Origin of the sequence: Paenibacillus sp. FSL H7-0940, assembly GCF_037979415.1 — a bacterium.
Classification (GTDB): Bacteria; Bacillota; Bacilli; order Paenibacillales; family Paenibacillaceae; genus Paenibacillus; species Paenibacillus amylolyticus.
Genome location: NZ_CP150280.1, coordinates 4071748 through 4091670 on the forward strand (window position 1 = coordinate 4071748; position 19923 = coordinate 4091670).

Genomic DNA, 19923 nt, shown 5'->3' on the forward strand with positions numbered 1-19923 from the left:
CCGACTAACTACAACTATACGGAGAGATGATGTTCAAACTGCGACATATCCAGTTCTTGCGGTGTCCCATGCAGGGTTATGGTTCCTTTGTCCATGATATAGATGTAATCTGCGGCACTTCGTACAAAATCAATACTCTGCTCTACCAGCAGAACCGAGAGGTCCCCCTTTGCCTTGAGCTGCAAAATAACCTGCCGAATGTCCTCCACGATAGAAGGCTGGATGCCTTCTGTCGGCTCATCCAGTAGCAACAACCCCGGACGCGAAGCCAATGCCCGGGCGAATGCCAACTGCTGCTGCTGTCCACCACTCAGATCCCCGCCCTGCCGTCCATACATCGTAGCAAGCACCGGGAACATCGCCAGTACATCCTCCGGGAACGTTTTTACTCCCGGTGCACTTGTCTCCAGACCGAGCAATAAGTTTTCTTTCACCGTAAGCTGCGGGAAAATCTCCCGCCCCTGCGGTACATAACCAATCCCTGCCCTTGCCCGCTTGGCTGAGTCCAAGGTGGATAACTCCTGATTTTGCCACTGAATACTGCCCTTGCGTGATTTGAGCAGCCCCATTAATGTTTTCATCAACGTTGTTTTCCCCACACCGTTACGGCCCATCAGACACACCACCTGTCCAGGCTGTACATCCAGGTTCACACCACGAAGCACATTGCTTTCCCCGTAGCCGGATTCAATTCGTTGCAGCGACAGCATGGTCATCCCTCCTTTTGCCCAGATACACTTCCGCCACTTTCGGGTCTGCCTGTACCTCCGCCATCGTACCTTCCTTCAGCAGTTTTCCTTCATGCATCACCGTTACCTTGGCTGCGAACTCTCGCACAAACTCCATATCATGCTCCACCACCACAACCGAGCGCTCACGCGCAATCTCTTGCAGAAGTCGCCCGGTCTTGTGTGTTTCTTCATCCGTCATGCCTGCGGCTGGTTCGTCCAGCAACAACACCCGTGGCTCCTGCAGAAGCAGCATGCCGATCTCCAGCCACTGCTTCTCCCCATGCGATAACGCTCCTGCACGAGCATCAACGCGGTCTCGCAGACCAATCTGGAGGGTAACATGCTCCATGGCAGCACTCATTTTCCCATATCGACGAATACCGATGGCTTGCAAAGGGGAACGGCGAGTCTCCGCCGCCAGCGTCAGATTCTCCTGCACCGTCAGACCCGCAAAGATCGATGGCGCCTGGAATTTGCGTCCCACACCTTTGCGAACAATCTGGTGCTCCTTCAGTCGTGTTAATTCCGTGCCATCCGCCATCTTCACCGAGCCGGACATGGGTTTTGTTTTGCCACATATCACATCCAGCATCGTTGTTTTTCCAGCACCATTGGGTCCGATCAGAAAATGCAGGTCATGTTCATGCAACTTCAGGTTCATGCCTTTGACAGCAACGAACCCACCAAAGGCTACCGTAATATCCTCGGCTACCAACACCGCTGATTCCTCAGTAGACTTTAGGTTTTTCCCGAGTGACTTGGACATGCGCACTCTCTCCTCTCCGCTTCAGCAAGCGAACGACATGACGATATACACCTACAATACCGTTTGGCATGAACAAAACTACTGTTACAAAGAGTCCACCAATGACGAACAGCCACCCCTCGGGGTAAGCCTCACTTATGCCTGTTTTGGCTGCATTCAGCACCACCGCTCCGATAACCGCTCCAATAAGCGTACCGCGACCACCCAATGCAACCCACAGGACCATCTCAATGGAGGGTACAATCCCCATCATCGATGGCGAGATAATACCCACCTGAAGAACAAACAACATGCCCGCGATACCTGCAAGCGCACCGGAAAAAGCAAAAGCCAGCGTTTTATATCCTGCCGGATCATATCCGAGGAATCGCACCCGATTCTCTCCATCACGCGCAGCTTCGAGCACTTGGCCGAACCGACTGTTCACCATTCGACGACAGAGCATATAAGCGATCACCAGAACAGCAAGCGTTATATAGTAGAGAGCAATCGTCGTTCCAGCGGAATGAAGTGTAAAACCAAAGATCGAATTATATCCGGTGATGCCATTTGTCCCACCCGTCCATTCCTGTTTACCAACAAAGAGTGTTACCATAATAAGAACCAAAGCTTGAGTCAGGATGGTAAAATAAACACCGGTGATCCGGTTACGGAACGTAAACCACCCCAGAGCAAATGCAAGCAATGCCGGAAGGGCTATCCCCAATAACAGCGCCACCGGGAAAGAGCGAAAGGGTTCCCAGAACCACGGCAGACCACTGAGACCACTCCATCCCATGAAGTCAGGAAGCGTTGCTCCACTAGCCTGAAGCTTCAGATACATCGCCATCGCGTACCCACCCAGACCAAAGAACACCCCATGCCCAAGACTTAGCACACCCCCATATCCCCAGATCAGATCGAGACCGATGGCCAGGATTGCTAGCGCCAAAAACTTGGCTAACAGACTCAGACGAAACTCCGTGGAGATTAGTGGAGCAAGACACATCATGATCAGTACAACCGCCCAGATGATTCTCATTTTCAGACTGCCAGTCTTGAGTAATGCCGACATGAACTAACCCCCTTTTTCACGTTAATCGAGACTCCGTGTGCGCATCGCGACCAATCCGCGCGGTTTCCATTGCAGGAAAGCAACGATACATACAAACACAAGCACCTTGCCAATGGAGGCCGAGGTATAGGTTTCGAACAGCGTGTTGAACATACCAATCCCCAATGCACCACACACGGTTCCAACCAATTTCCCAACGCCACCCAGAACAACGACCATGAACGCATCCACAATATAATACGTACCAAGCGAAGGACCAATCGGACCAATGAGCGTTAATGCACAGCCAGCAATTCCGGCAATGCCCGAACCAATCGCAAAGGTCATGCCATCCACCCGCCGGGTCGAAATCCCAAGACACCCCGCCATGCTCCGATTCTGCATCACAGCCCTCATTCGTCTTCCGGAAGATGTTCGATAGATATAGAGATACATACACAGCAGCACAACCGCAACCAGTGCGATAATGAAAATTCGTTTATACGGAAATACAATACCATCCGAGATCGCCAATCCCCCATTGAGCCAAGCCGGACTGGATACTCCCACATTGGGCGCTCCGAATATTGTACGGGCCAGTTGTTGCAGCATCATGCCTACACCCCATGTCGCAAGCAGACTGTCCAGTGGCCTGCCATATAGATGCCGGATCAGCACCACTTCAAGCAACCAGCCAATTAGAGCCGCTACAATGAACGCAATCGGCAGAGCCACAACAAAATAGGCACCAAACCACGCTGCTGGAGCATAGGACATGAACAGATTTTGTGTTACATATGTTGCATATGCACCGATCATGATCAGTTCACCGTGAGCCATATTGATGACATTCATCAGCCCAAACGTTACTGCAAGCCCCAATGCAATCAACAACAGAATTGAACTGATACTCAGACCATTGAACATCTGCAGGATAAACATATCCATCGCTATCCCCTCCTCCATACCGTGACTCTCGATATTTCACATGAATTCAATTAGCGGCAGTAACATTTTTTAACATCACAGTAACGCTTTACCGCGATACGGTAAGAGGATGTGTTGTCACACCCTCGTTTATGTTTCGGCTGCTTTGAAGCGAGTTGCCTGTTTTATTGCGAGGTTTCTATGTTATTTAGCGCTGAGGGTTGCTCCCCATTCATACGTTTTCAGATAAGGGTCCGGCTTGACAGGCTCACCAGAATTCCACAATTCCTTGAACTGCCCATCCTCCTGCACCTCACCGATCCGTACGGTTTTGTAGATATGCTGATTCTCTCCATCCACGGTTACCTTACCTTCCGGGGCATCAAACTCCAGACCCTTGGCAGCTGCCTTCACCTTCTCCACGTCGGTTGATCCTGCTTTTTCCACCGCCGCCTTCCAGAGATAAACCGCCACATATCCCGCTTCAATCGGATCAGCTGTCACTCGATCAGCACCGTATTTTTCTTTATACTTGGCAACAAATGTTGCATTCTCAGGTGTATCCGTTGTCTGATAATAATTCCACGAAGCCAGATGCCCCTTCAATACGTCTGCGCCAATACCACGGATTTCTTCCTCCGCCACACTTACCGAGAGGGTCGTCATCTGATCCGAGGAGATTCCGGCATCCTTCAATTGTTTGAAGAAGGCCACATTGCTATCTCCGTTCAGCGTATTGTATACAATATCCGGCTTCGCAGCTTTGATTTTGCTAATGATGGTACTGTAATCGGTATGGCCCAGCGGTGTGTATTCTTCACCCACTACTTGGCCGCCTTCTGCTGCGAGTTGTGCCTTAATGACCTGATTGGCCGTTTTTGGGAATACATAATCTGAACCGAGCAGATAAAATGTCTTGCCCCTGTTCTCCAGTAACCAGGTTACGGATGGAACGATCTGCTGATTGGTTGTTGCTCCTGTATAAAAAATATTTGGCGACGATTCCAACCCCTCATATTGCACCGGGTAAAACAATAAACCTTTATTCTGTTCGAACACTGGAAGCATAGCCTTCCGGCTCGCAGAGGTCCATCCGCCAAATACAGCAGCGACCTTATCCTGTTGCAGTAACTTCCCAGCCTTCTCCGCAAAAGTAGGCCAATCCGAAGCGCCATCCTCAATTACAGGCTCGATCTGTTTACCCAAAACTCCGCCCGCGGCGTTAATCTCTTCAATGGCAAGCATCTCCGCATCTTTAACAGATACTTCACTGATCGCCATCGTTCCGCTGAGAGAGTGAAGAATGCCAACTTTAATCGTATCACCGGATGCAGCCGGCTCTCCTGTACCACCTGAACCCGAAGCTTCAGGCGGCGCAGTGCCCTCCACACATCCTGTCATCACAATGACCGCACCCAGCAAAATACTCCATAACTTGACCGACCTCTTCTTCAATAGCCTACACTCCCTTTTTTTAGTCTATTGACGAACATTAAGGTCATTTGCGTCCGAAATGTTCGTTGATCCAAATTATGGAGGGTTACTCTCTTCATGTCAATATAGCTTACATAATTTTATTTCATGCCTACTCGTTTCATGCATACTGCTAATATGCCTTGAAGCTTATTGACAAAGGATTCACCCTGTGTGAGTATATTTAACATACAATATGATCCATGAACATATCAGACATTATAAGCGAAAGGTCGGATTGCCTTGCACTGGACTGAGCAGGAAAAGGAAAAACTCCTGATTACCGTGGCCGCTAACCTCGCCCGTGAACGAAGAGCACGCGGACTTAAGTTGAATGTTCCCGAAGCCATCGCCTTGTTGACCTCCGAACTGATGGAACGAGCACGGGATGGAATGAGTGTTGCCGAATTAATGAGATACGGAGGCACCATCCTGACACGCGAAGACTGTATGGATGGTGTTCCCGATATGATTCCTGAAGTACAGGTAGAAGCCACATTTCCTGACGGTACAAAACTGGTTACTGTACATGAACCTATACGCTGAGAAAGGCAGGAGAAACCATGATTCCTGGTGAATACCGTTTGAAGCCAGATGACGACATCATCTGTCATCCGGATCGTTTAACCCTACGACTCCTTGTCCTTAATCGCGGCGACCGCCCCGTCCAAGTCGGCTCTCACGTTCACTTCTATGAAGTTAATGCAGCACTGGACTTTGATCGCACGTCAGCTTTTGGACATCGTCTGCACATTCCGGCAGGCACCGCAGTTCGCTTCGAACCTGGTGAAGAGAAACCTGTTGAACTCACGACCTTTGGCGGCAAACGCCAGATTCACGGGTTCAACGGATTAACCGAAGGCTCTGCGGATCAAGCTCCTGATCCACTGAAACTGGAGGCATTCCTGAAGACGTTCTCCCCTCCCATACAAGATGGAGGTGAACCTTCATGAAACGAATGAGCCGCGAACAATACGCGTCCATGTTTGGACCCACAACCGGTGATGCCGTAAGACTTGCGGATACCGAACTATGGGCAGAGATTGAACATGATTATGCCGTCTACGGTGATGAGAGCAAGTTCGGGGGCGGCAAGGTCATCCGCGATGGGATGGGCCAGTCCACCTCTGCACTTCGCAGTGACGGCACTCCCGATACTGTTATCACCAACGCCATCATCATCGATCATTGGGGCATTGTAAAAGCGGATATCGGCATTCGAGATGGTCACATCTGCGCCATTGGCAAATCCGGCAACCCGGATACAATGGATGGTGTTCATCCCGCACTGGTCATCGGTGCTTCCACCGAAATCATCGCCGGTGAAGGCATGATTGTAACCGCTGGCGGTATTGATACCCATATTCATTTCATCTGCCCACAGCAGATTCAGACTGCGTTATCCTCCGGGGTCACGACCATGATCGGCGGCGGAACAGGACCAGCAACAGGAACCAAAGCCACCACCTGCACACCAGGAGCCTGGCACATCCATCGGATGTTAGAATCGGCAGAGGCTTTTCCCATGAACATCGGTTACCTTGGCAAAGGCAACAGTTCAAGTACCGCTCCTTTAATTGAACAGATTGAAGCTGGGGTAATCGGCCTGAAGCTGCATGAAGATTGGGGCACTACCCCGAGCGCTATCGATGCCTGCCTGACTGCCGCCGGGGAACATGATGTTCAAGTCGCTATCCACACCGATACACTGAACGAAACCGGATTTCTCGAAAACACCCTGGCTGCAATCAACGGCCGGACGATCCACACGTACCATACGGAAGGCGCTGGTGGCGGACACGCACCGGATATTATCCGGGCCGCTGGGGAGTCCTACGTTATCCCCTCATCAACCAACCCAACACGACCGTACACACGCAACACCGTAGAAGAGCACCTTGATATGTTGATGGTGTGTCACCATCTGGACCCTTCCATCCCGGAAGATGTCGCTTTTGCCGATTCACGGATTCGTCCAGAGACAATCGCAGCCGAAGACATTTTGCATGATCTTGGCGTGTTCAGCATCATCAGTTCCGATTCACAGGCCATGGGCCGAGTGGGCGAAGTCATTATCCGCACCTGGCAGACAGCCGACAAAATGAAAAAACAGCGCGGCAAACTTGAGCTCAACCCGAATTCTCCCTCCGATAACGATCGGATCAAGCGATATGTCGCCAAGTACACCATCAATCCAGCTATCGCACACGGAATCGGTCATCTCGTCGGTTCGGTGGAAGTTGGAAAGCTGGCAGATCTAATCATATGGAAACCGGCCTACTTCGGTGTTAAACCCGAGATTGTCATCAAGGGTGGCATGATTACATTTGCCCAGATGGGTGATCCCAATGCGTCCATCCCGACACCTCAGCCCGTATTTGGCAGACCGATGTTCGGAGCTTATGGTAGCGCCATTGCCAGCGGATCAATCACCTTTGTCTCCCAAGCCGCAGCAGATGCCGGGATCAAAGAGTCATTGGGCCTGAAAAAGCGGGTTGAACCCGTTAAAGGCTGTCGCTCAGTCAGCAAAAAAGACATGATTCATAACGACGTCACCCCTGTCATTGAAGTCGATCCCGAAACCTATGAAGTACGCGCCGACGGTGAGCTTCTCACCTGTGAACCCGCAGACGAGTTGCCTATGGCACAGCGGTACTTTATGTTTTGATAGGAATACGGATTAGCTAATAAGGGGGCACTCATGATGAATAGTGGCACGAAGCTACTCCGTTATGTTCAGCTACTGGATTCGGCCCTGCCCATCGGTGGTTTCTCCCACTCCTTCGGTCTGGAAGCTTACACGCATGATGGCACCGTGCAAAATACCGCGCAGCTTGAACAGTTTATTCGCAGCCAGCTTCACTCCAGTCTTGTACGACTAGATGGTCTTGCCATCAAAGGCGTCTATCAGGCGATAAAACAGCAAGATGCCGCTCTACTTGCCCTGTATGACAAACGTGTCCACGCTCAGCGCTCCCCTCGGGAACTCAGGGAAAGCGGCCACAAGATGGGAAAACGACTGCTCAAGCTGGCCCGTTCACTCTATCCATGGATGGACTTTTCCCTAATTGATGAGGCTATCCGGGAACATGGCGCGTATTGCGGCATCACGACCATTCACGGTTATATTAACTATCAATTGGAGATTGAATTGGATGAAGCCGTTACCGGGCATCTGTATACCTCAGTGAACGCTTATGTGAACAGCGCACTTCGCCTGCTGCCCATCGGACAAACCGAAGCGCAGATGTTGATTCAGAAACTGCTTGATGATATCGAAGCGGAATGGGCTCTCATGCGGGACAATGACCCGGAAGATATGCACAGCTTCGGAATCGCCCAGGAAATCTACGCCATGCGGCATGAGACCTTACCCGCGCGGCTGTTTATGTCTTAACATCAACTTTTATATAACCAAGGAGGAATTGTTATGTGTGGAGGAGCTAATCATACGCATCATCCGGAGTGGGAACGTAAGGCATTTGATCGGAGTCGTCCGATGCGAATTGGAATTGGTGGACCGGTAGGTTCAGGTAAAACAGCCCTTGTGGAGAAGCTGTCCAAGGCACTACGTACACGTTATAGCCTTGCTGTCATCACGAATGACATTTACACCAAGGAAGATGCCGAGATTTTGCTGCGTCAGAACGCCCTGGCACCAGAGCGTATTATCGGCGTAGAGACAGGCGGATGCCCGCACACCGCTATTCGCGAGGACGCCTCCATGAATTTCGAAGCGGTTGACGAGTTGATTGAACGCTTCCCGGATCTGCAACTGATCTTCATCGAGAGCGGCGGCGACAATCTCTCCGCTGCATTCAGTCCGGAACTGGCCGATGTGTTCATCTACATTATCGACGTTGCCCAAGGGGAGAAACTTCCTCGCAAAGGCGGTCCTGGCATCACGCGTTCAGATCTGCTGTTAATCAACAAAACCGACCTCGCCCCTTACGTTGGTGCAAGCCTGGAAGTTATGAAAAATGATACCGAACGGGTACGCGAAGGCCGCCCTTATGTCATGTCTAATCTAATGAGCGGTGAAGGTGTATCCGAGATTGTCCACTGGCTTGAACATCAATACATGGATGACGATGCTTCCGCTGCACATCTGCATTCACACAGCCATGAACATGGCACTCACTCGCATTAATTCATCTTCTGTCCCCACGGGAACAGAGATAAATAGGAATGAAAGTGCAGGTGCACCCGTCACACGCCGCAGCGAGCTTCGGGCCACCTTTGCCTTTCAAGGCGACCGGACTGTCATGACTGATCGTTATTACAGCGCACCACTCCGGTTTAGCCGATCCTTTCGACCTCCCGGAGGCGGAACCGAATTATGTGTGTACACGTCAGACGTCTCGCCCGGAGTCCTTAACGGGGATCATTATCATTCCGAGTGGGAATTAGGTGAAGGCACCCATGTCATGCTGAGCAGCACATCTGCTACCAGACTTCATCCTACACCTACCATTCCCTCATCCGTTAATCATCACTTTCGGTTGGGAAAAGGGGCCACACTTGAATACTTCCCTGAATGCGTCATCCCTTTCAAGGGAAGTTCTTCTGCGCTCGCTGTAACCTTTGAGCTGGAAGAAAGAGCAATCCTGGCCTATGCAGATATCTGGTCTGCCGGACGGATTCATCGGGGAGAAGCGTTCCAATTCGAGCGTTACCGCAGCTTGACGGAGATATGGCAAGGTGAGCAACTGGCTGTCTGGGATCGATTCGGACTTGAACCCGATACGGATGATCCCAAACACTCAGCGTCTCTCCTTCACTACACACATACCGCTGCGTTATGGATGATTGCCCCAGGTCTTGGTACTGCGGAGTTGGAGCAAGTCAGATCCGCGCTGCCACCAGATGGACGAATGCTCGCAGGTGCAAGTTTGCTAGCATCCGGCGGCATCGGCGTTCGACTCCTCGGCATGGCAGCCTGGGAACTTCAGGAGCAGTGTCTTCAGATCTGGAACACACTCCGCCCCCATCTGCTGGGCAAAGAAACTCTTGTCTTTCGTAAATAAGGGCATCAAGCATAGTTAACACCAAAAAAACCTCTGAACTGTCTCCGAGTGTGTTCGGATTAGTCCAGAGGTTTTTGTACATTCAGTCTATGGATGCTGCTCATATCACTTACGCTTCGTTTTCCTCAGAATCGTTCTCTGATTTGTTCTCAGGTTTGTAGCGATAGTCGCCTGCATCCTTACTTTCCTTGGATTTGCGGTAACGGGTGAACTCAATATATTCGCTGATAAAAGACTGTTCCACAGTCGATAATTCACTTTCTTGGCAATTCAATTGCCGCAAAACGTCAAAAAAATAATCCTCCCGTTTTTCCCGAACCATCGCTTCCTTCGATGGACGTCCAATCATGAGCCAGTCGAGGCTCACATCAAAAAACGAAGCAATCTCAATTAATTTATTCGTACTCGGAATAGACTTGCCACGTTTCCAATCACCCAGATTGCCTGTGCTAATCTTCAGCTGTTGGCAGAAAGCCTTCTTGGTCATTCCTCGTTCGGCAATCAGGTGTTCAATTCGCTCATAGATCGACTGCATACAAGAACCGCCTTCCAACCGTAATAATCAACTCATCTGCTTGAATTATACCACATTATTCCTGAATGCTCAGCCTTTATATGCCTGAAACAGGATGAGGTATATCGTATAACACAAAGATAGACTCCCATGAATGATCATAGAAGTCTATCTTATGTTGTTGCTGTGATGCGGTCGAGAGGACTCGAACCTCCACGGGTATACACCCACTACCCCCTCAAGATAGCGTGTCTGCCATTCCACCACGACCGCATATTCAATTGTAAAAATGGTGAGCCATGAAGGGCTCGAACCTTCGACACCCTGATTAAAAGTCAGGTGCTCTACCAACTGAGCTAATGGCTCTTGCTGTAAACTTCACCGGATGTGCCATGCTTCATTCTTGTCTATAAGAGCAATGACTTTGAGGATTACTCATCGAAAATGTAGATCTCATGAGGTGGTGAAGATATGACCCGTAGGGGATTCGAACCCCTGTTACCTCCGTGAAAGGGAGGTGTCTTAACCCCTTGACCAACGGGCCTTAATAACAAGTTGTCTTTCTTGGCGACAAGAATGAGTATACCACAGGACAATTTGAACTTGCAATACTTTTTTTAAAATTTATTTTTCAAGCCTTTTTGCCCATTGCATACTCTTCTTCAGAGCCCCGTTATTAGCCACCTCCCGTTCATGCCAATGTCATCCCCGTGCAGGAACAATGTAAACCATCCATCAAAACACTTATAAAAACTTACGTTCACTTATAATATTGCAAATCACATTAAAAATACTTATAATTAAAGTATCAGTATAAGTACGGTCATCCATACACTCGGAGGTGACATGTTTGTTTCAAGAAGAACGAATGCAGCTCATTGTTGAACATCTACGCAAACACAATCGCATCTCAGCCGATGATATTGTCGCCTTGTTTGATGTATCACGGGATACTGCACGCAGGGATCTGATTAAGCTTGAGGAACAGGATGCCATTATCCGAACACGTGGCGGAGCGATTCTCCCCCCTCCTCCGCAAGAATTCAGATCCTACAAAGACCGTTTACTCGATGTATCTGAGGAAAAGAGGGCCATCGGCAAACTCGCTGCGGCCATTGTAAGGGAAGGCGAGATCATTATTTTGGACTCTTCCACGACTGTGCAGGCCTGTGCCGAGAACTTAAACGGCAAATCCTGTACCGTCATTACCAATTCGATTCATTCCGCTGATCTTCTCTCCAATCACACTGCTGTCCAGATTCGTTTGCTCGGAGGCAAAGTAGATAAGGAACAACGTTATGTCTACGGTACCTCTGTTATTGAGACCCTCTCCCACTATTATGTAGATAAAGCCTTTATCGGAATTGGCGGTATCACCATGGGTGGCTTCAGTGCTTCCGAAGAGGAAGGGAAAATTAAACACCAAATGATGAAAGCTGCCAAGAAAGTTGTTGTTCTTGCAGATCAATCCAAGTTTGATAGACGTTATGGTTATCGTTTTGCCGACTGGTCATTGGTGGATGTATTGATTACGGATCAATGGCCAACCAAAGAATGGCTTGTTTTTCTAGCCGAACAACAGGTTGAGATTCTCATTCCTGAACCTACAGATGATAAGGAGTTGTAAATATATGAAATTATTTGCCACAGATTTAGATGGAACTTTGTTGAACATAGATAGCCAGATTAGCCCGGAGAATGCCGCAGCCATCCAAAAGGCCCAGCAATCCGGTATGAAAGTTACCATTGCAACAGGACGTGTCTATTCCGATGTTGTGACCATCAGCCGCGAAGGTGGAATCAAAACCCCGATTATCGGCTCCAACGGAGCAACAATTCATGATGCAGACGGTGAACGTTTATTCCATCTTCCGCTCGAGCGTGACACAGCAGCTTCCGTCATGCAGTGGCTGGAAGATCATGATGTCTATTATGAGGCTTCAACGCAACAAGGCATCTATGCCCCGCGTAGCAGTCATGAGACCTTGCTCGCCGAGATGGAACGTGTTCTTGGTTCAAACCCTGGTGAGGACATTGCACGCATGATTGGGTCCATCAAGAAACACTATGACAAAAAAGACTACCACCGCGTAAACAGCCATCTCGAAATTCCGGCAGAAGCCTACATCTATAATATTATGGCCTTCTCCATGAATCCGGACAAAGTAAAGACAGGACGAGAATACTTCGCTTCCCGATCCGATGTCGCTATGGTTGTATCCTTTGAGCATAACTTCGAAATGCAGCACCCGGACGTCTCCAAAGGTAATGCCCTCACCAAACTGGCGGCTCACTTGAACATATCCATGGAGGATACAGTAGCTATTGGCGATAACTTCAACGATGTCTCCATGTTAAAAATGGCTGGACTCGGCATCGCCATGGGTAATGGCGAACCCGAAATCCAGGCATTAGCCAAAGCCATAACGCTGACCAATGTGGAGCACGGTGTTGCCCATGCCATCGAGTGCCTGCTCGAGGGTAAACCGGTATCCCGCCCAGAAACGATTGTCGGAGAAGGTCAGTAATTGGACCCATACTGAATTAAGTACTGAACCTGCATGATCACCTGTTGATCCATGCAGGTTCTCTTCATTTTAACTCCGCAGATCGAACGTGAGGCACGTCCTGTAACAAAATAATCAGTTGCTCGCCCCGGTATGAACCCGGTAGTTGCAACGTGAACTCAAGCACAGTCTCTTCCACGGAGTCTGTGCTTGTTTGCTGTTCAGTCTTAAATCCGATGACCGAGATCTTCTCCTGTCCCAGCAGTGCCAAAACAGTCTTCAGGGCCTCTCCCTCATTTTGCAGATGGATGGTTAACGTCTCTGTTCGAGCGGATACCAGCCAGCGTGTAGGTCTATGCAGTAACATCTGTGCCACGACAATAAGCAGTGTCACGCCCGCACCCGTCCAATACAGACCTGAACCCACAGCAAGTCCCATACCTGCCGTAGCCCATATGCCAGCTGCTGTGGTCAATCCCCTGACCGTGTGACGCTGTGTGAAGATCATGCCCGCTCCAATGAACCCCACACCACTAACAACTTGTGCAGCGATCCTTGAAGGGTCAAGGGACAGATTGTCCCAGCCAGCCTGATCCTGGAATCCGTATTTCGATACAATCATCATCAGGGCAGCACCAACGGCGACCACAAAATGAGTACGGATTCCCGCTTCTTTCATTCGATTCTTGCGCTCATATCCGATTAGCACACCACATATTCCAGCTATGAGTACACGCATCAAATATTCCACTTCCATGCACATCACCTCTTTCATTATGTATATGCTTACATGAGTCTATCTTTACTATTACCCAATCTTTACATGACTAATAAAAAGCCTCCACTCAGGTCAATTCTCTGCCCGGAAATTTTCCCCTTGTCTCTTGCCCAATCCGAAATAATGTCTGAAATTATATATCAGCGGATGCCATTCCTCCGGATTAATTTTGTTCGGTCCAGATATTAGTCTGGTGTGCGCGTGCACCTTCAACGCTTTCACTTCAACAATCGCCATGAACGGTGTATGTTCGGGAATACGTATGTGTTGTACAGCCGCTTCAATCTGGAGTGGACATTCAACTATTTTATCTGGTGCCACCTGAACCGAGCATTCAGATGTCAGTCCAGCTACAGTGAATTTATCATGACAATATTCATAGCCCATCTTCCTTTTCTCCTCAGGAACCGGTGTGACTCCCGTATAACGACCCAATGCCTCAACCTGTTTCCACATGTTCGCATCCGGCAGATTAATTACACACTCCGGGTGTCGACTCAGATTTTCATAGGCTTTGCCCTGTGTCCCAAGACCGAGAACCAGACAATCCCCCAGTGCCCAAGACGAGGATAATGGTGACAGGTTGGTTGATCCATCCTCATTTAATGTGCTTAGCAGCACTACAGGCGTACCATAATATAAAATACTGGGATTAATCGTCTCATGTTGAATCACTTCTGGACTCGCGGACAACTGCTCTGTAGCGAAGTACTGTTTCGTTATCTTTTTCATCCTGGACCTCTCCTGTTCCCATTCCAATGCTTTATAAGCTCAATCTGACCCCTATGGGACGATACAACTCGATTGTAATACAGTAATAGTTCAGGTATGATCGAAGTATGAATGTATATCCGAATATTACTGTTATTGCGTCGTTAATCGCTGATCCAAGCCGCGCTATTTTTCTATCATCCTTACTGGATGGCCGTGCGTTGCCCGCAGGAGAGCTTGCTCATATGGCAAGTGTCACTCCCCAGACGGCAAGCAGCCATCTAGCTAAACTCGTAGAGGGAGGATTACTCGAAGTTGAACAACAAGGGCGCCACCGATACTACCGTCTTGCAAACAAAGAAATTGCTAATCTGATTGAAAGCATGGCCAGTATTGCTCCACCTGTACAGATCCGCTATCTCAAACAATCCGATCAGCTTCAACAACTGAGTCATGCACGGACCTGTTATGGTCATCTGGCCGGGAAATTGGGAATCTCGCTCTGTGAAGCCTTAGTACAAAAGGGGTATCTTTCAGACCCCGAAGAGGCACACAGCAAGGATTATCAAGTTACAGAGAAAGGAATACAGTGGTTCACTACGTTCGGAATTGAACTTCAGATGAAGCCGGGATCACGCCGTGCCATCGCTCGCAAATGTCTGGATTGGAGCGAACGCCGTCATCATCTCTCAGGTATGCTTGGGGAACAACTCAGACATCGGTTAGCGGAACTGGACTGGATTCGTCAAAAAACAGGAAGTCGCTCTGTCGAAGTAACGGAAGCAGGCAAGAAAGGTTTATACGAGATGTTGAGCATTTCACTTTAGGCTGAAGCGTACACCAGGGATAAGCAAAGATCAGTAAACGCAAAAAATCCCCTTCACACTGACCGTTAACCGGTCTAATGTGAAGAGGATTTTTTGTGCAATCAGAACGGAGAAAGAGGAGTACTCTCACTTCGTTCGAGACTGCGAAGTATTGCTAACGAAGCTTATGCTCCGATGAACCTTTAGGGTTCTCATCCCTTTGCAGAGAAGTTTAATTCAGAACGGAGAGAGAGGGATTCGAACCCTCGCACCGCTTACGCAGTCTAACCCCTTAGCAGAGGGTCCCCTTATAGCCACTTGGGTATCTCTCCAAGAAATGGCTCCCCGAACAGGGCTCGAACCTGTGACAACTCGATTAACAGTCGAGTGCTCTACCAACTGAGCTATCAGGGAAAATTAACTTGAATAAGATTAATCTATCATGATTAATAATCCAAGTCAACATCCCTTCCATCACTTTCTTTAATACATTGAACGATACGCACATCAGATATTCTGAAGCCCCAGTTTCCCCGCGCAACGGCCACAACGATAACGCTTCGGATCTATTTTCCGCTTGCGCAAATATTCAGTACCACAGCTCTTGCACACCAGCTTATAACGATATGGCAGCGGCTTTCTGCCTTTGCCGTCAGGAAGTGATTGGCAGTAACGCGAACCGCCTACCTTCTGCAATAAAGCCTTGAATTCCGGAGCACGATGCTGATAGCCGCGCCCACGAATATGCAGATGATAGTGACACAGCTCATGCTTGATGATTTTCTCAACCTCATCTCGCCCATAGGCTTCGAGTTGATGCGGATTGATCTCAATCCGGTGACTTTTCAGCATATAACGCCCCCCCGTTGTGGTCAGGCGACTGTTAAATAACGCTTCATGGGTGAACGGCACTCCGAAATGATCCAGTGATACCTGTTCAATCCATTGTTGCAATTCCTCATTTTCCATCGGTGTCCTCTCCTTGCACCCCCTCGGAGCATTTGTTTTTCCGGCATAATACTTGAATTTTAACCGTTTCGTAGGCTACACTGTCAAGTAGAATGTATGAGGGGAGATTATTACTCGTTATGCCTACAATGCGCTATGTCATCCTGCAGCAGGAACAACAATTGCAGTTCGTGGAAATGCCGGCAGATTACGCCTATCAACTCAGTGCGCTCAACCTGCGCCTGCACAAGGAAATTGATAAACTCACTGCAGCAGATGTCCCTGTCCTGCCTTGGGCGATCGCCGAATGTGACAGCCTCGATCTCCTAAACGAAAATCTTACTATCATCGGTGGCCTTGATTATATCAATGCGCTTGAAGAATCTTTTGCAGTATTACGTGAAAGCCATTATCCCTTGATTTCTCTGCTTACCGAAATCCGGGCTCTTCAGGCCCAATTGGAACAATGGTATGAGGAAGAGATGGAAGCTCTCTAATTCACCGCTGGTATCATTTTATAATGATGAGAACGAAAAGCACATTTCCCTGAATTGGGATTTGTGCTTTTTTTTGAGTGAACCAGATTGATTTGCCGGAGGCCTCCACTTATCCCGCACAGTCCAGGCTATTGCCACATATGCTAACGTACAGATGAATTATGCAAGAGGAGGAGATACCCTTGCCTCAATGGCTTTGCAATCAACTGATGCGTGCATTTCACAAAAAGGACAGCCGGCAGATCAAGTTGCTGAACGAATGCTGGTTCTTTTATCGTAACAAACCAGCAAATGGCACACCACGCAGCGCGGAGAACGAACTTTAAGAGGTTGTTCATAAGAGTCTGCATTGGATTACGAAGGATGGCCCTTTGAACACGCACTTTAAGAAAATGCACATATTGCCCACCGTACTTACTAGAGGAATTAGAACGGATAACGGGACTATTACTGTCGACAACAAACAGCCTTCCTGGTTAGGGAAGGCTGTTCTCCAATCCTACTATTTAAGAAGACTGTTGCGCAGAAGCAGGCTTCTTCATCGTCAGGCCGACACGGCCTTTTTTGGTATCCACACTCATAACCCAGACCGTTACATTATCCCCGACAGACACAACGTCCATCGGATGTTTAACATACCCGTTGCTGAGCTGTGAAATATGGACAAGCCCATCACTCTTGATCCCAATATCAACAAAGGCACCAAAATCAATAACGTTCCGAACCGTACCTTGCAGCTCCATGCCTTCCACCAGATCCTCAATTTTCAATACATCTGTACGGAAGATTGGCAACGGCATTTCTTCACGCGGGTCACGCCCCGGACGCTGCAAGCTGTCCAGAATGTCACGCAATGTAGGCACACCTACGTCCAGTTTCACAGCCAATTGTTCTGGCTGTTGCTCTGACAGTAATACCGACAGTTCCTTGCTGCCCAGCTTGTCCAGTGCAACCTGAAGCTCCTTGAACAGCTGATCCACTACCTTGTAAGACTCAGGGTGAATAGGTGTACGGTCCAGCGGGTTCTCTCCCTCACCAATACGCATAAATCCTACGCACTGTTCATAGGTTTTGGCACCCAGACGTGGCACCTTCTGAAGCTGACGGCGGTTTGTAAACCGGCCATTTTCTTCACGGTACTTCACGATGTTTTTGGCAATCGTAGCATTAACTCCGGCAACATATGACAGTAACGAAGGTGATGCTGTATTCACATCCACACCCACATGGTTAACTGCGGATTCCACGACAGCCTTCAGGCTTTCTTCGAGAATCTTCTGGGAGACGTCATGCTGATATTGACCCACGCCAATGGCTTTTGGATCAATCTTAACCAACTCCGCCAGCGGGTCTTGTACACGACGTGCAATGGAAGCTGCACTGCGCTCCGCAACATCCAGATCCGGGAACTCTTCCTGGGCCAGTTTGGATGCAGAATATACACTCGCGCCTGCTTCGTTAACAATCAGATACACAAGACTTTCATCACCGTTCTCCTGAATGATCTCGGCAACAAACTGCTCCGTCTCACGTGATCCGGTACCATTACCAATGACGATCAGTCCGATATCATATTGCTTGATCATGCGATGGAATACTTCCGCAGCTTCACGTTTCTTGTTGTGTGGTGGCGTTGGGTAGGTCACAGCCACTTCCAGCAGTTTGCCCGTATCATCTACTACAGCCAGTTTACAACCGGTACGATAAGCTGGATCGACACCCAACACACGTTTGCCGTGAATCGGCGGTTGAAGCAACAGGTTACGCAGATTGGCCGAGAATACCGATATGGCCTGATTTTCACCTTTTTCCGTAAGTTCTCCACGAACTTCACGCTCGATGGAAGGCGCAATCAGCCGCTTGTATGCATCTTCAATCACATCACGCAGGATATCCTGCACGGCAGAAGCACCACGAATGATCTGTCCTTCCATATGGCGATGGGCCGGTTCTGCCTGTACGTCCAAGCCGACTTTCAGAATACTCTCACGTTCACCGCGATTAATCGCGAGAATACGGTGTGGAGGCATCTTTTTGGCTAGTTCGCGGTAATCATAATAATTCTCGTACACGGACTCCTCTTGAGCATCCTTCGCTTCCGAAGTCAGCATCCCGTGATCCAAGGTGTACCGACGAATCCAGGCACGAATGGCAGCATCGTCTGCGATGTTCTCCGCGAGAATATCTTTGGCTCCCTGAAGCGCTGCCTCCGCATCTTCTACACCCAGTTCAGCATTGATATATTTCGCAGCTTCCTGGAGTGCATCTCCTTGTTTGGGTTGACCCCAGATCCATACAGCAAGGGGCTCAAGACCTTTTTCCTTGGCCACACTGGCACGCGTTTTCCGCTTCTGACGGTAAGGTCGATACAGATCTTCCACTTCCTGCAGCTTCACAGCTTGCGTAATGGATTGCTTCAGTTCTCCGGTCAGTTTGCCCTGTTCCTCTATAATACGGATGACTTCCAATTTGCGATCCTCAAGATTGCGCAGATAAACAATGCGTTCTTCAATCGATCGCAGCTGGTTCTCATCCAGCTCTCCAGTCATTTCTTTACGGTAGCGGGCGATAAATGGAATCGTATTGCCTTCGTCCAGAAGCTCCGACGTTGTACGGACCTGCTTCAAGGACAGTGACAGTTCCTTGGCTACCTGTTTGATGATTCGTTCATGGCGTTCTGCCTTTATTGTTTCTTCATTGGGTTCCAGAACCGTTTCCTGTTCAGACAAAATAAATCCCTCTTTCCTTCCTGAATCGTTCGTTACAATCATTTCAGGGCAGCTTTGCTGCTGTAATTACAGTATAGTTGAACCATTTGTTTCTTCCACTCTACCCTATATTATCACAGAATCACGTCCAGATTTCCATCAATCCGCAAGCATACAAGTTCTGACAGAATGATGTCATCCTCCAGCCTTCCCCATTACGTCAAAAAAAGACCGAAAAACGTCATCACGACGCTCCCCGGTCCTTCCTTATTTAAAACTTTAAATAAAATAGCAATTTAATAAGTGAAACTGCTCATTTACACAATAACGGAGAGGACAGAAAAAACCTGAAAAAGCGAAGCTACAAGCTTTCTGCAGAAAGCTACTTCGAAAGCATACACTCACCTAAAAGCTTTCTGAAAGAAAGCTACATCGGAAGCATACGCTATCCCCGGATTTTCCCTTTGAGAAAAGGGAAAATCCGGGGATAACAGCGA

At 48.9% G+C, this 19923-nt stretch carries 21 protein-coding genes and 5 tRNA genes; 11 read left to right on the forward strand and 15 right to left on the reverse strand.

Annotation, left to right across the window (positions count from 1 at the left end):
• Positions 1–14: 14 nt before the first annotated feature.
• The 5 genes from urtE to urtA all read right to left on the reverse strand — a co-directional run bounded on the left by urtE (position 15) and on the right by urtA (position 4912).
• Complete coding sequence (gene urtE / locus MHB71_RS18135) at positions 15–710, reverse strand: urea ABC transporter ATP-binding subunit UrtE (RefSeq protein ID WP_338708039.1); 696 nt, start codon at positions 708–710, stop codon at positions 15–17.
• A complete protein-coding gene (gene urtD / locus MHB71_RS18140; RefSeq protein WP_338708038.1) occupies positions 688–1497 on the reverse strand; it encodes an urea ABC transporter ATP-binding protein UrtD in 810 nt (269 codons plus the stop codon). Before urtD ends, urtE begins: the two co-directional genes overlap by 23 nt.
• Positions 1460–2551, reverse strand: coding sequence for an urea ABC transporter permease subunit UrtC (gene urtC, locus MHB71_RS18145; RefSeq protein WP_051447185.1), 1092 nt, complete (start codon positions 2549–2551; stop codon positions 1460–1462). Before urtC ends, urtD begins: the two co-directional genes overlap by 38 nt.
• A gap of 21 nt (positions 2552–2572) precedes the next feature.
• Entirely contained in the window at positions 2573–3478 is a 906-nt protein-coding gene (urtB, locus tag MHB71_RS18150) for an urea ABC transporter permease subunit UrtB (protein WP_036610830.1), read from the reverse strand.
• A gap of 183 nt (positions 3479–3661) precedes the next feature.
• Positions 3662–4912, reverse strand: a complete 1251-nt coding sequence (urtA, locus tag MHB71_RS18155) for an urea ABC transporter substrate-binding protein (RefSeq protein ID WP_340027178.1) — start codon at positions 4910–4912, stop codon at positions 3662–3664.
• Positions 4913–5173: 261 nt separating this feature from the next.
• On the opposite strand from urtA, the gene MHB71_RS18160 reads away from it, so the two are divergent.
• Genes MHB71_RS18160 through MHB71_RS18185 form a run of 6 tightly spaced genes read left to right on the forward strand, consistent with a single transcriptional unit; the run spans position 5174 to position 9957 of the window.
• The gene (locus tag MHB71_RS18160) at positions 5174–5476 is read left to right on the forward strand and encodes an urease subunit gamma (RefSeq protein WP_076209470.1); all 303 of its coding nucleotides are present in this window, start codon (positions 5174–5176) and stop codon (positions 5474–5476) included.
• A gap of 17 nt (positions 5477–5493) precedes the next feature.
• The gene (locus MHB71_RS18165) at positions 5494–5883 is read left to right on the forward strand and encodes an urease subunit beta (protein ID WP_047842024.1); all 390 of its coding nucleotides are present in this window, start codon (positions 5494–5496) and stop codon (positions 5881–5883) included.
• Positions 5880–7598: an urease subunit alpha gene (gene ureC, locus MHB71_RS18170; protein ID WP_340027179.1), complete on the forward strand. Its 1719-nt coding sequence runs from the start codon at positions 5880–5882 to the stop codon at positions 7596–7598. Before MHB71_RS18165 ends, ureC begins: the two co-directional genes overlap by 4 nt.
• A 33-nt stretch (positions 7599–7631) precedes the next feature.
• On the forward strand, positions 7632–8327 hold the full coding sequence (locus MHB71_RS18175; RefSeq protein WP_340027180.1) for an urease accessory UreF family protein: 696 nt from the start codon (positions 7632–7634) through the stop codon (positions 8325–8327).
• A 33-nt stretch (positions 8328–8360) separates the two neighbouring features.
• Positions 8361–9080, forward strand: coding sequence for an urease accessory protein UreG (ureG, locus tag MHB71_RS18180; protein WP_017690021.1), 720 nt, complete (start codon positions 8361–8363; stop codon positions 9078–9080).
• Positions 8986–9957, forward strand: a complete 972-nt coding sequence (locus MHB71_RS18185; protein WP_340027181.1) for an urease accessory protein UreD — start codon at positions 8986–8988, stop codon at positions 9955–9957. Before ureG ends, MHB71_RS18185 begins: the two co-directional genes overlap by 95 nt.
• Before the next feature lie 109 nt (positions 9958–10066).
• Here MHB71_RS18185 and MHB71_RS18190 read toward each other — a convergent pair whose 3' ends face one another.
• The 4 genes from MHB71_RS18190 to MHB71_RS18205 all read right to left on the reverse strand — a co-directional run bounded on the left by MHB71_RS18190 (position 10067) and on the right by MHB71_RS18205 (position 11015).
• On the reverse strand, positions 10067–10492 hold the full coding sequence (locus MHB71_RS18190) for a helix-turn-helix transcriptional regulator (protein WP_036610863.1): 426 nt from the start codon (positions 10490–10492) through the stop codon (positions 10067–10069).
• A gap of 169 nt (positions 10493–10661) precedes the next feature.
• Positions 10662–10744 (reverse strand) — tRNA-Leu (locus MHB71_RS18195).
• Between the two features lie 17 nt (positions 10745–10761).
• Positions 10762–10837, reverse strand: a tRNA-Lys gene (locus MHB71_RS18200).
• Between the two features lie 106 nt (positions 10838–10943).
• A tRNA-Glu gene (locus MHB71_RS18205) sits at positions 10944–11015 on the reverse strand.
• Positions 11016–11321: 306 nt separating this feature from the next.
• Here MHB71_RS18205 and MHB71_RS18210 point away from each other — a divergent pair.
• Both MHB71_RS18210 and MHB71_RS18215 read left to right on the forward strand, forming a co-directional pair.
• On the forward strand, positions 11322–12098 hold the full coding sequence (locus MHB71_RS18210) for a DeoR/GlpR family DNA-binding transcription regulator (protein WP_340027182.1): 777 nt from the start codon (positions 11322–11324) through the stop codon (positions 12096–12098).
• 4 nt (positions 12099–12102) lie between these two features.
• A complete protein-coding gene (locus MHB71_RS18215; RefSeq protein ID WP_340027183.1) occupies positions 12103–12999 on the forward strand; it encodes a Cof-type HAD-IIB family hydrolase in 897 nt (298 codons plus the stop codon).
• A gap of 64 nt (positions 13000–13063) precedes the next feature.
• Here MHB71_RS18215 and MHB71_RS18220 read toward each other — a convergent pair whose 3' ends face one another.
• On the reverse strand, positions 13064–13735 hold the full coding sequence (locus MHB71_RS18220) for an MgtC/SapB family protein (RefSeq protein WP_017690026.1): 672 nt from the start codon (positions 13733–13735) through the stop codon (positions 13064–13066).
• A 93-nt stretch (positions 13736–13828) separates the two neighbouring features.
• On the reverse strand, positions 13829–14488 hold the full coding sequence (locus tag MHB71_RS18225) for a flavin reductase family protein (RefSeq protein WP_340027184.1): 660 nt from the start codon (positions 14486–14488) through the stop codon (positions 13829–13831).
• Between the two features lie 107 nt (positions 14489–14595).
• On the opposite strand from MHB71_RS18225, the gene MHB71_RS18230 reads away from it, so the two are divergent.
• Positions 14596–15294, forward strand: a complete 699-nt coding sequence (locus MHB71_RS18230) for a winged helix-turn-helix domain-containing protein (protein WP_340027186.1) — start codon at positions 14596–14598, stop codon at positions 15292–15294.
• A 222-nt stretch (positions 15295–15516) separates the two neighbouring features.
• Here MHB71_RS18230 and MHB71_RS18235 read toward each other — a convergent pair.
• The 3 genes from MHB71_RS18235 to MHB71_RS18245 form a co-directional block, all read right to left on the reverse strand.
• A tRNA-Ser gene (locus MHB71_RS18235) sits at positions 15517–15605 on the reverse strand.
• Between the two features lie 6 nt (positions 15606–15611).
• Positions 15612–15687 (reverse strand) — tRNA-Asn (locus MHB71_RS18240).
• Positions 15688–15780: 93 nt separating this feature from the next.
• The gene (locus tag MHB71_RS18245) at positions 15781–16242 is read right to left on the reverse strand and encodes a SprT family protein (protein ID WP_340027187.1); all 462 of its coding nucleotides are present in this window, start codon (positions 16240–16242) and stop codon (positions 15781–15783) included.
• Positions 16243–16361: 119 nt separating this feature from the next.
• Here MHB71_RS18245 and MHB71_RS18250 point away from each other — a divergent pair, with 119 nt between their 5' ends.
• Together MHB71_RS18250 and cmpA are read left to right on the forward strand one after the other, a co-directional pair.
• Positions 16362–16718 (forward strand): hypothetical protein, encoded by a 357-nt coding sequence (locus MHB71_RS18250; RefSeq protein WP_036669053.1) that lies wholly within the window; start codon positions 16362–16364, stop codon positions 16716–16718.
• Positions 16719–16900: 182 nt separating this feature from the next.
• Positions 16901–17044, forward strand: a complete 144-nt coding sequence (gene cmpA / locus MHB71_RS18255; RefSeq protein WP_017690033.1) for a cortex morphogenetic protein CmpA — start codon at positions 16901–16903, stop codon at positions 17042–17044.
• A gap of 180 nt (positions 17045–17224) precedes the next feature.
• On the opposite strand, the gene MHB71_RS18260 is transcribed toward cmpA, so the two are convergent.
• Complete coding sequence (locus MHB71_RS18260) at positions 17225–19447, reverse strand: Tex family protein (protein ID WP_076216896.1); 2223 nt, start codon at positions 19445–19447, stop codon at positions 17225–17227.
• Positions 19448–19923: the final 476 nt, after the last annotated feature.

What these genes read in the sequence shown, in the direction of transcription:
- urtE (WP_338708039.1), bottom strand. Translation starts at nt 710, where the DNA reads ATGCTGTCGCTGCAACGAATTGAATCCGGCTACGGGGAAAGCAATGTG.
- urtD (WP_338708038.1), bottom strand. Translation starts at nt 1,497, where the DNA reads ATGTCCAAGTCACTCGGGAAAAACCTAAAGTCTACTGAGGAATCAGCG.
- urtC (WP_051447185.1), bottom strand. Translation starts at nt 2,551, where the DNA reads ATGTCGGCATTACTCAAGACTGGCAGTCTGAAAATGAGAATCATCTGG.
- urtB (WP_036610830.1), bottom strand. Translation starts at nt 3,478, where the DNA reads ATGGATATGTTTATCCTGCAGATGTTCAATGGTCTGAGTATCAGTTCA.
- MHB71_RS18165 (WP_047842024.1), top strand. Translation starts at nt 5,494, where the DNA reads ATGATTCCTGGTGAATACCGTTTGAAGCCAGATGACGACATCATCTGT.
- ureC (WP_340027179.1), top strand. Translation starts at nt 5,880, where the DNA reads ATGAAACGAATGAGCCGCGAACAATACGCGTCCATGTTTGGACCCACA.
- MHB71_RS18175 (WP_340027180.1), top strand. Translation starts at nt 7,632, where the DNA reads ATGATGAATAGTGGCACGAAGCTACTCCGTTATGTTCAGCTACTGGAT.
- ureG (WP_017690021.1), top strand. Translation starts at nt 8,361, where the DNA reads ATGTGTGGAGGAGCTAATCATACGCATCATCCGGAGTGGGAACGTAAG.
- MHB71_RS18190 (WP_036610863.1), bottom strand. Translation starts at nt 10,492, where the DNA reads ATGCAGTCGATCTATGAGCGAATTGAACACCTGATTGCCGAACGAGGA.
- MHB71_RS18215 (WP_340027183.1), top strand. Translation starts at nt 12,103, where the DNA reads ATGAAATTATTTGCCACAGATTTAGATGGAACTTTGTTGAACATAGAT.
- MHB71_RS18220 (WP_017690026.1), bottom strand. Translation starts at nt 13,735, where the DNA reads ATGGAAGTGGAATATTTGATGCGTGTACTCATAGCTGGAATATGTGGT.
- MHB71_RS18225 (WP_340027184.1), bottom strand. Translation starts at nt 14,488, where the DNA reads ATGAAAAAGATAACGAAACAGTACTTCGCTACAGAGCAGTTGTCCGCG.
- MHB71_RS18230 (WP_340027186.1), top strand. Translation starts at nt 14,596, where the DNA reads ATGAATGTATATCCGAATATTACTGTTATTGCGTCGTTAATCGCTGAT.
- MHB71_RS18245 (WP_340027187.1), bottom strand. Translation starts at nt 16,242, where the DNA reads ATGGAAAATGAGGAATTGCAACAATGGATTGAACAGGTATCACTGGAT.
- MHB71_RS18250 (WP_036669053.1), top strand. Translation starts at nt 16,362, where the DNA reads ATGCCTACAATGCGCTATGTCATCCTGCAGCAGGAACAACAATTGCAG.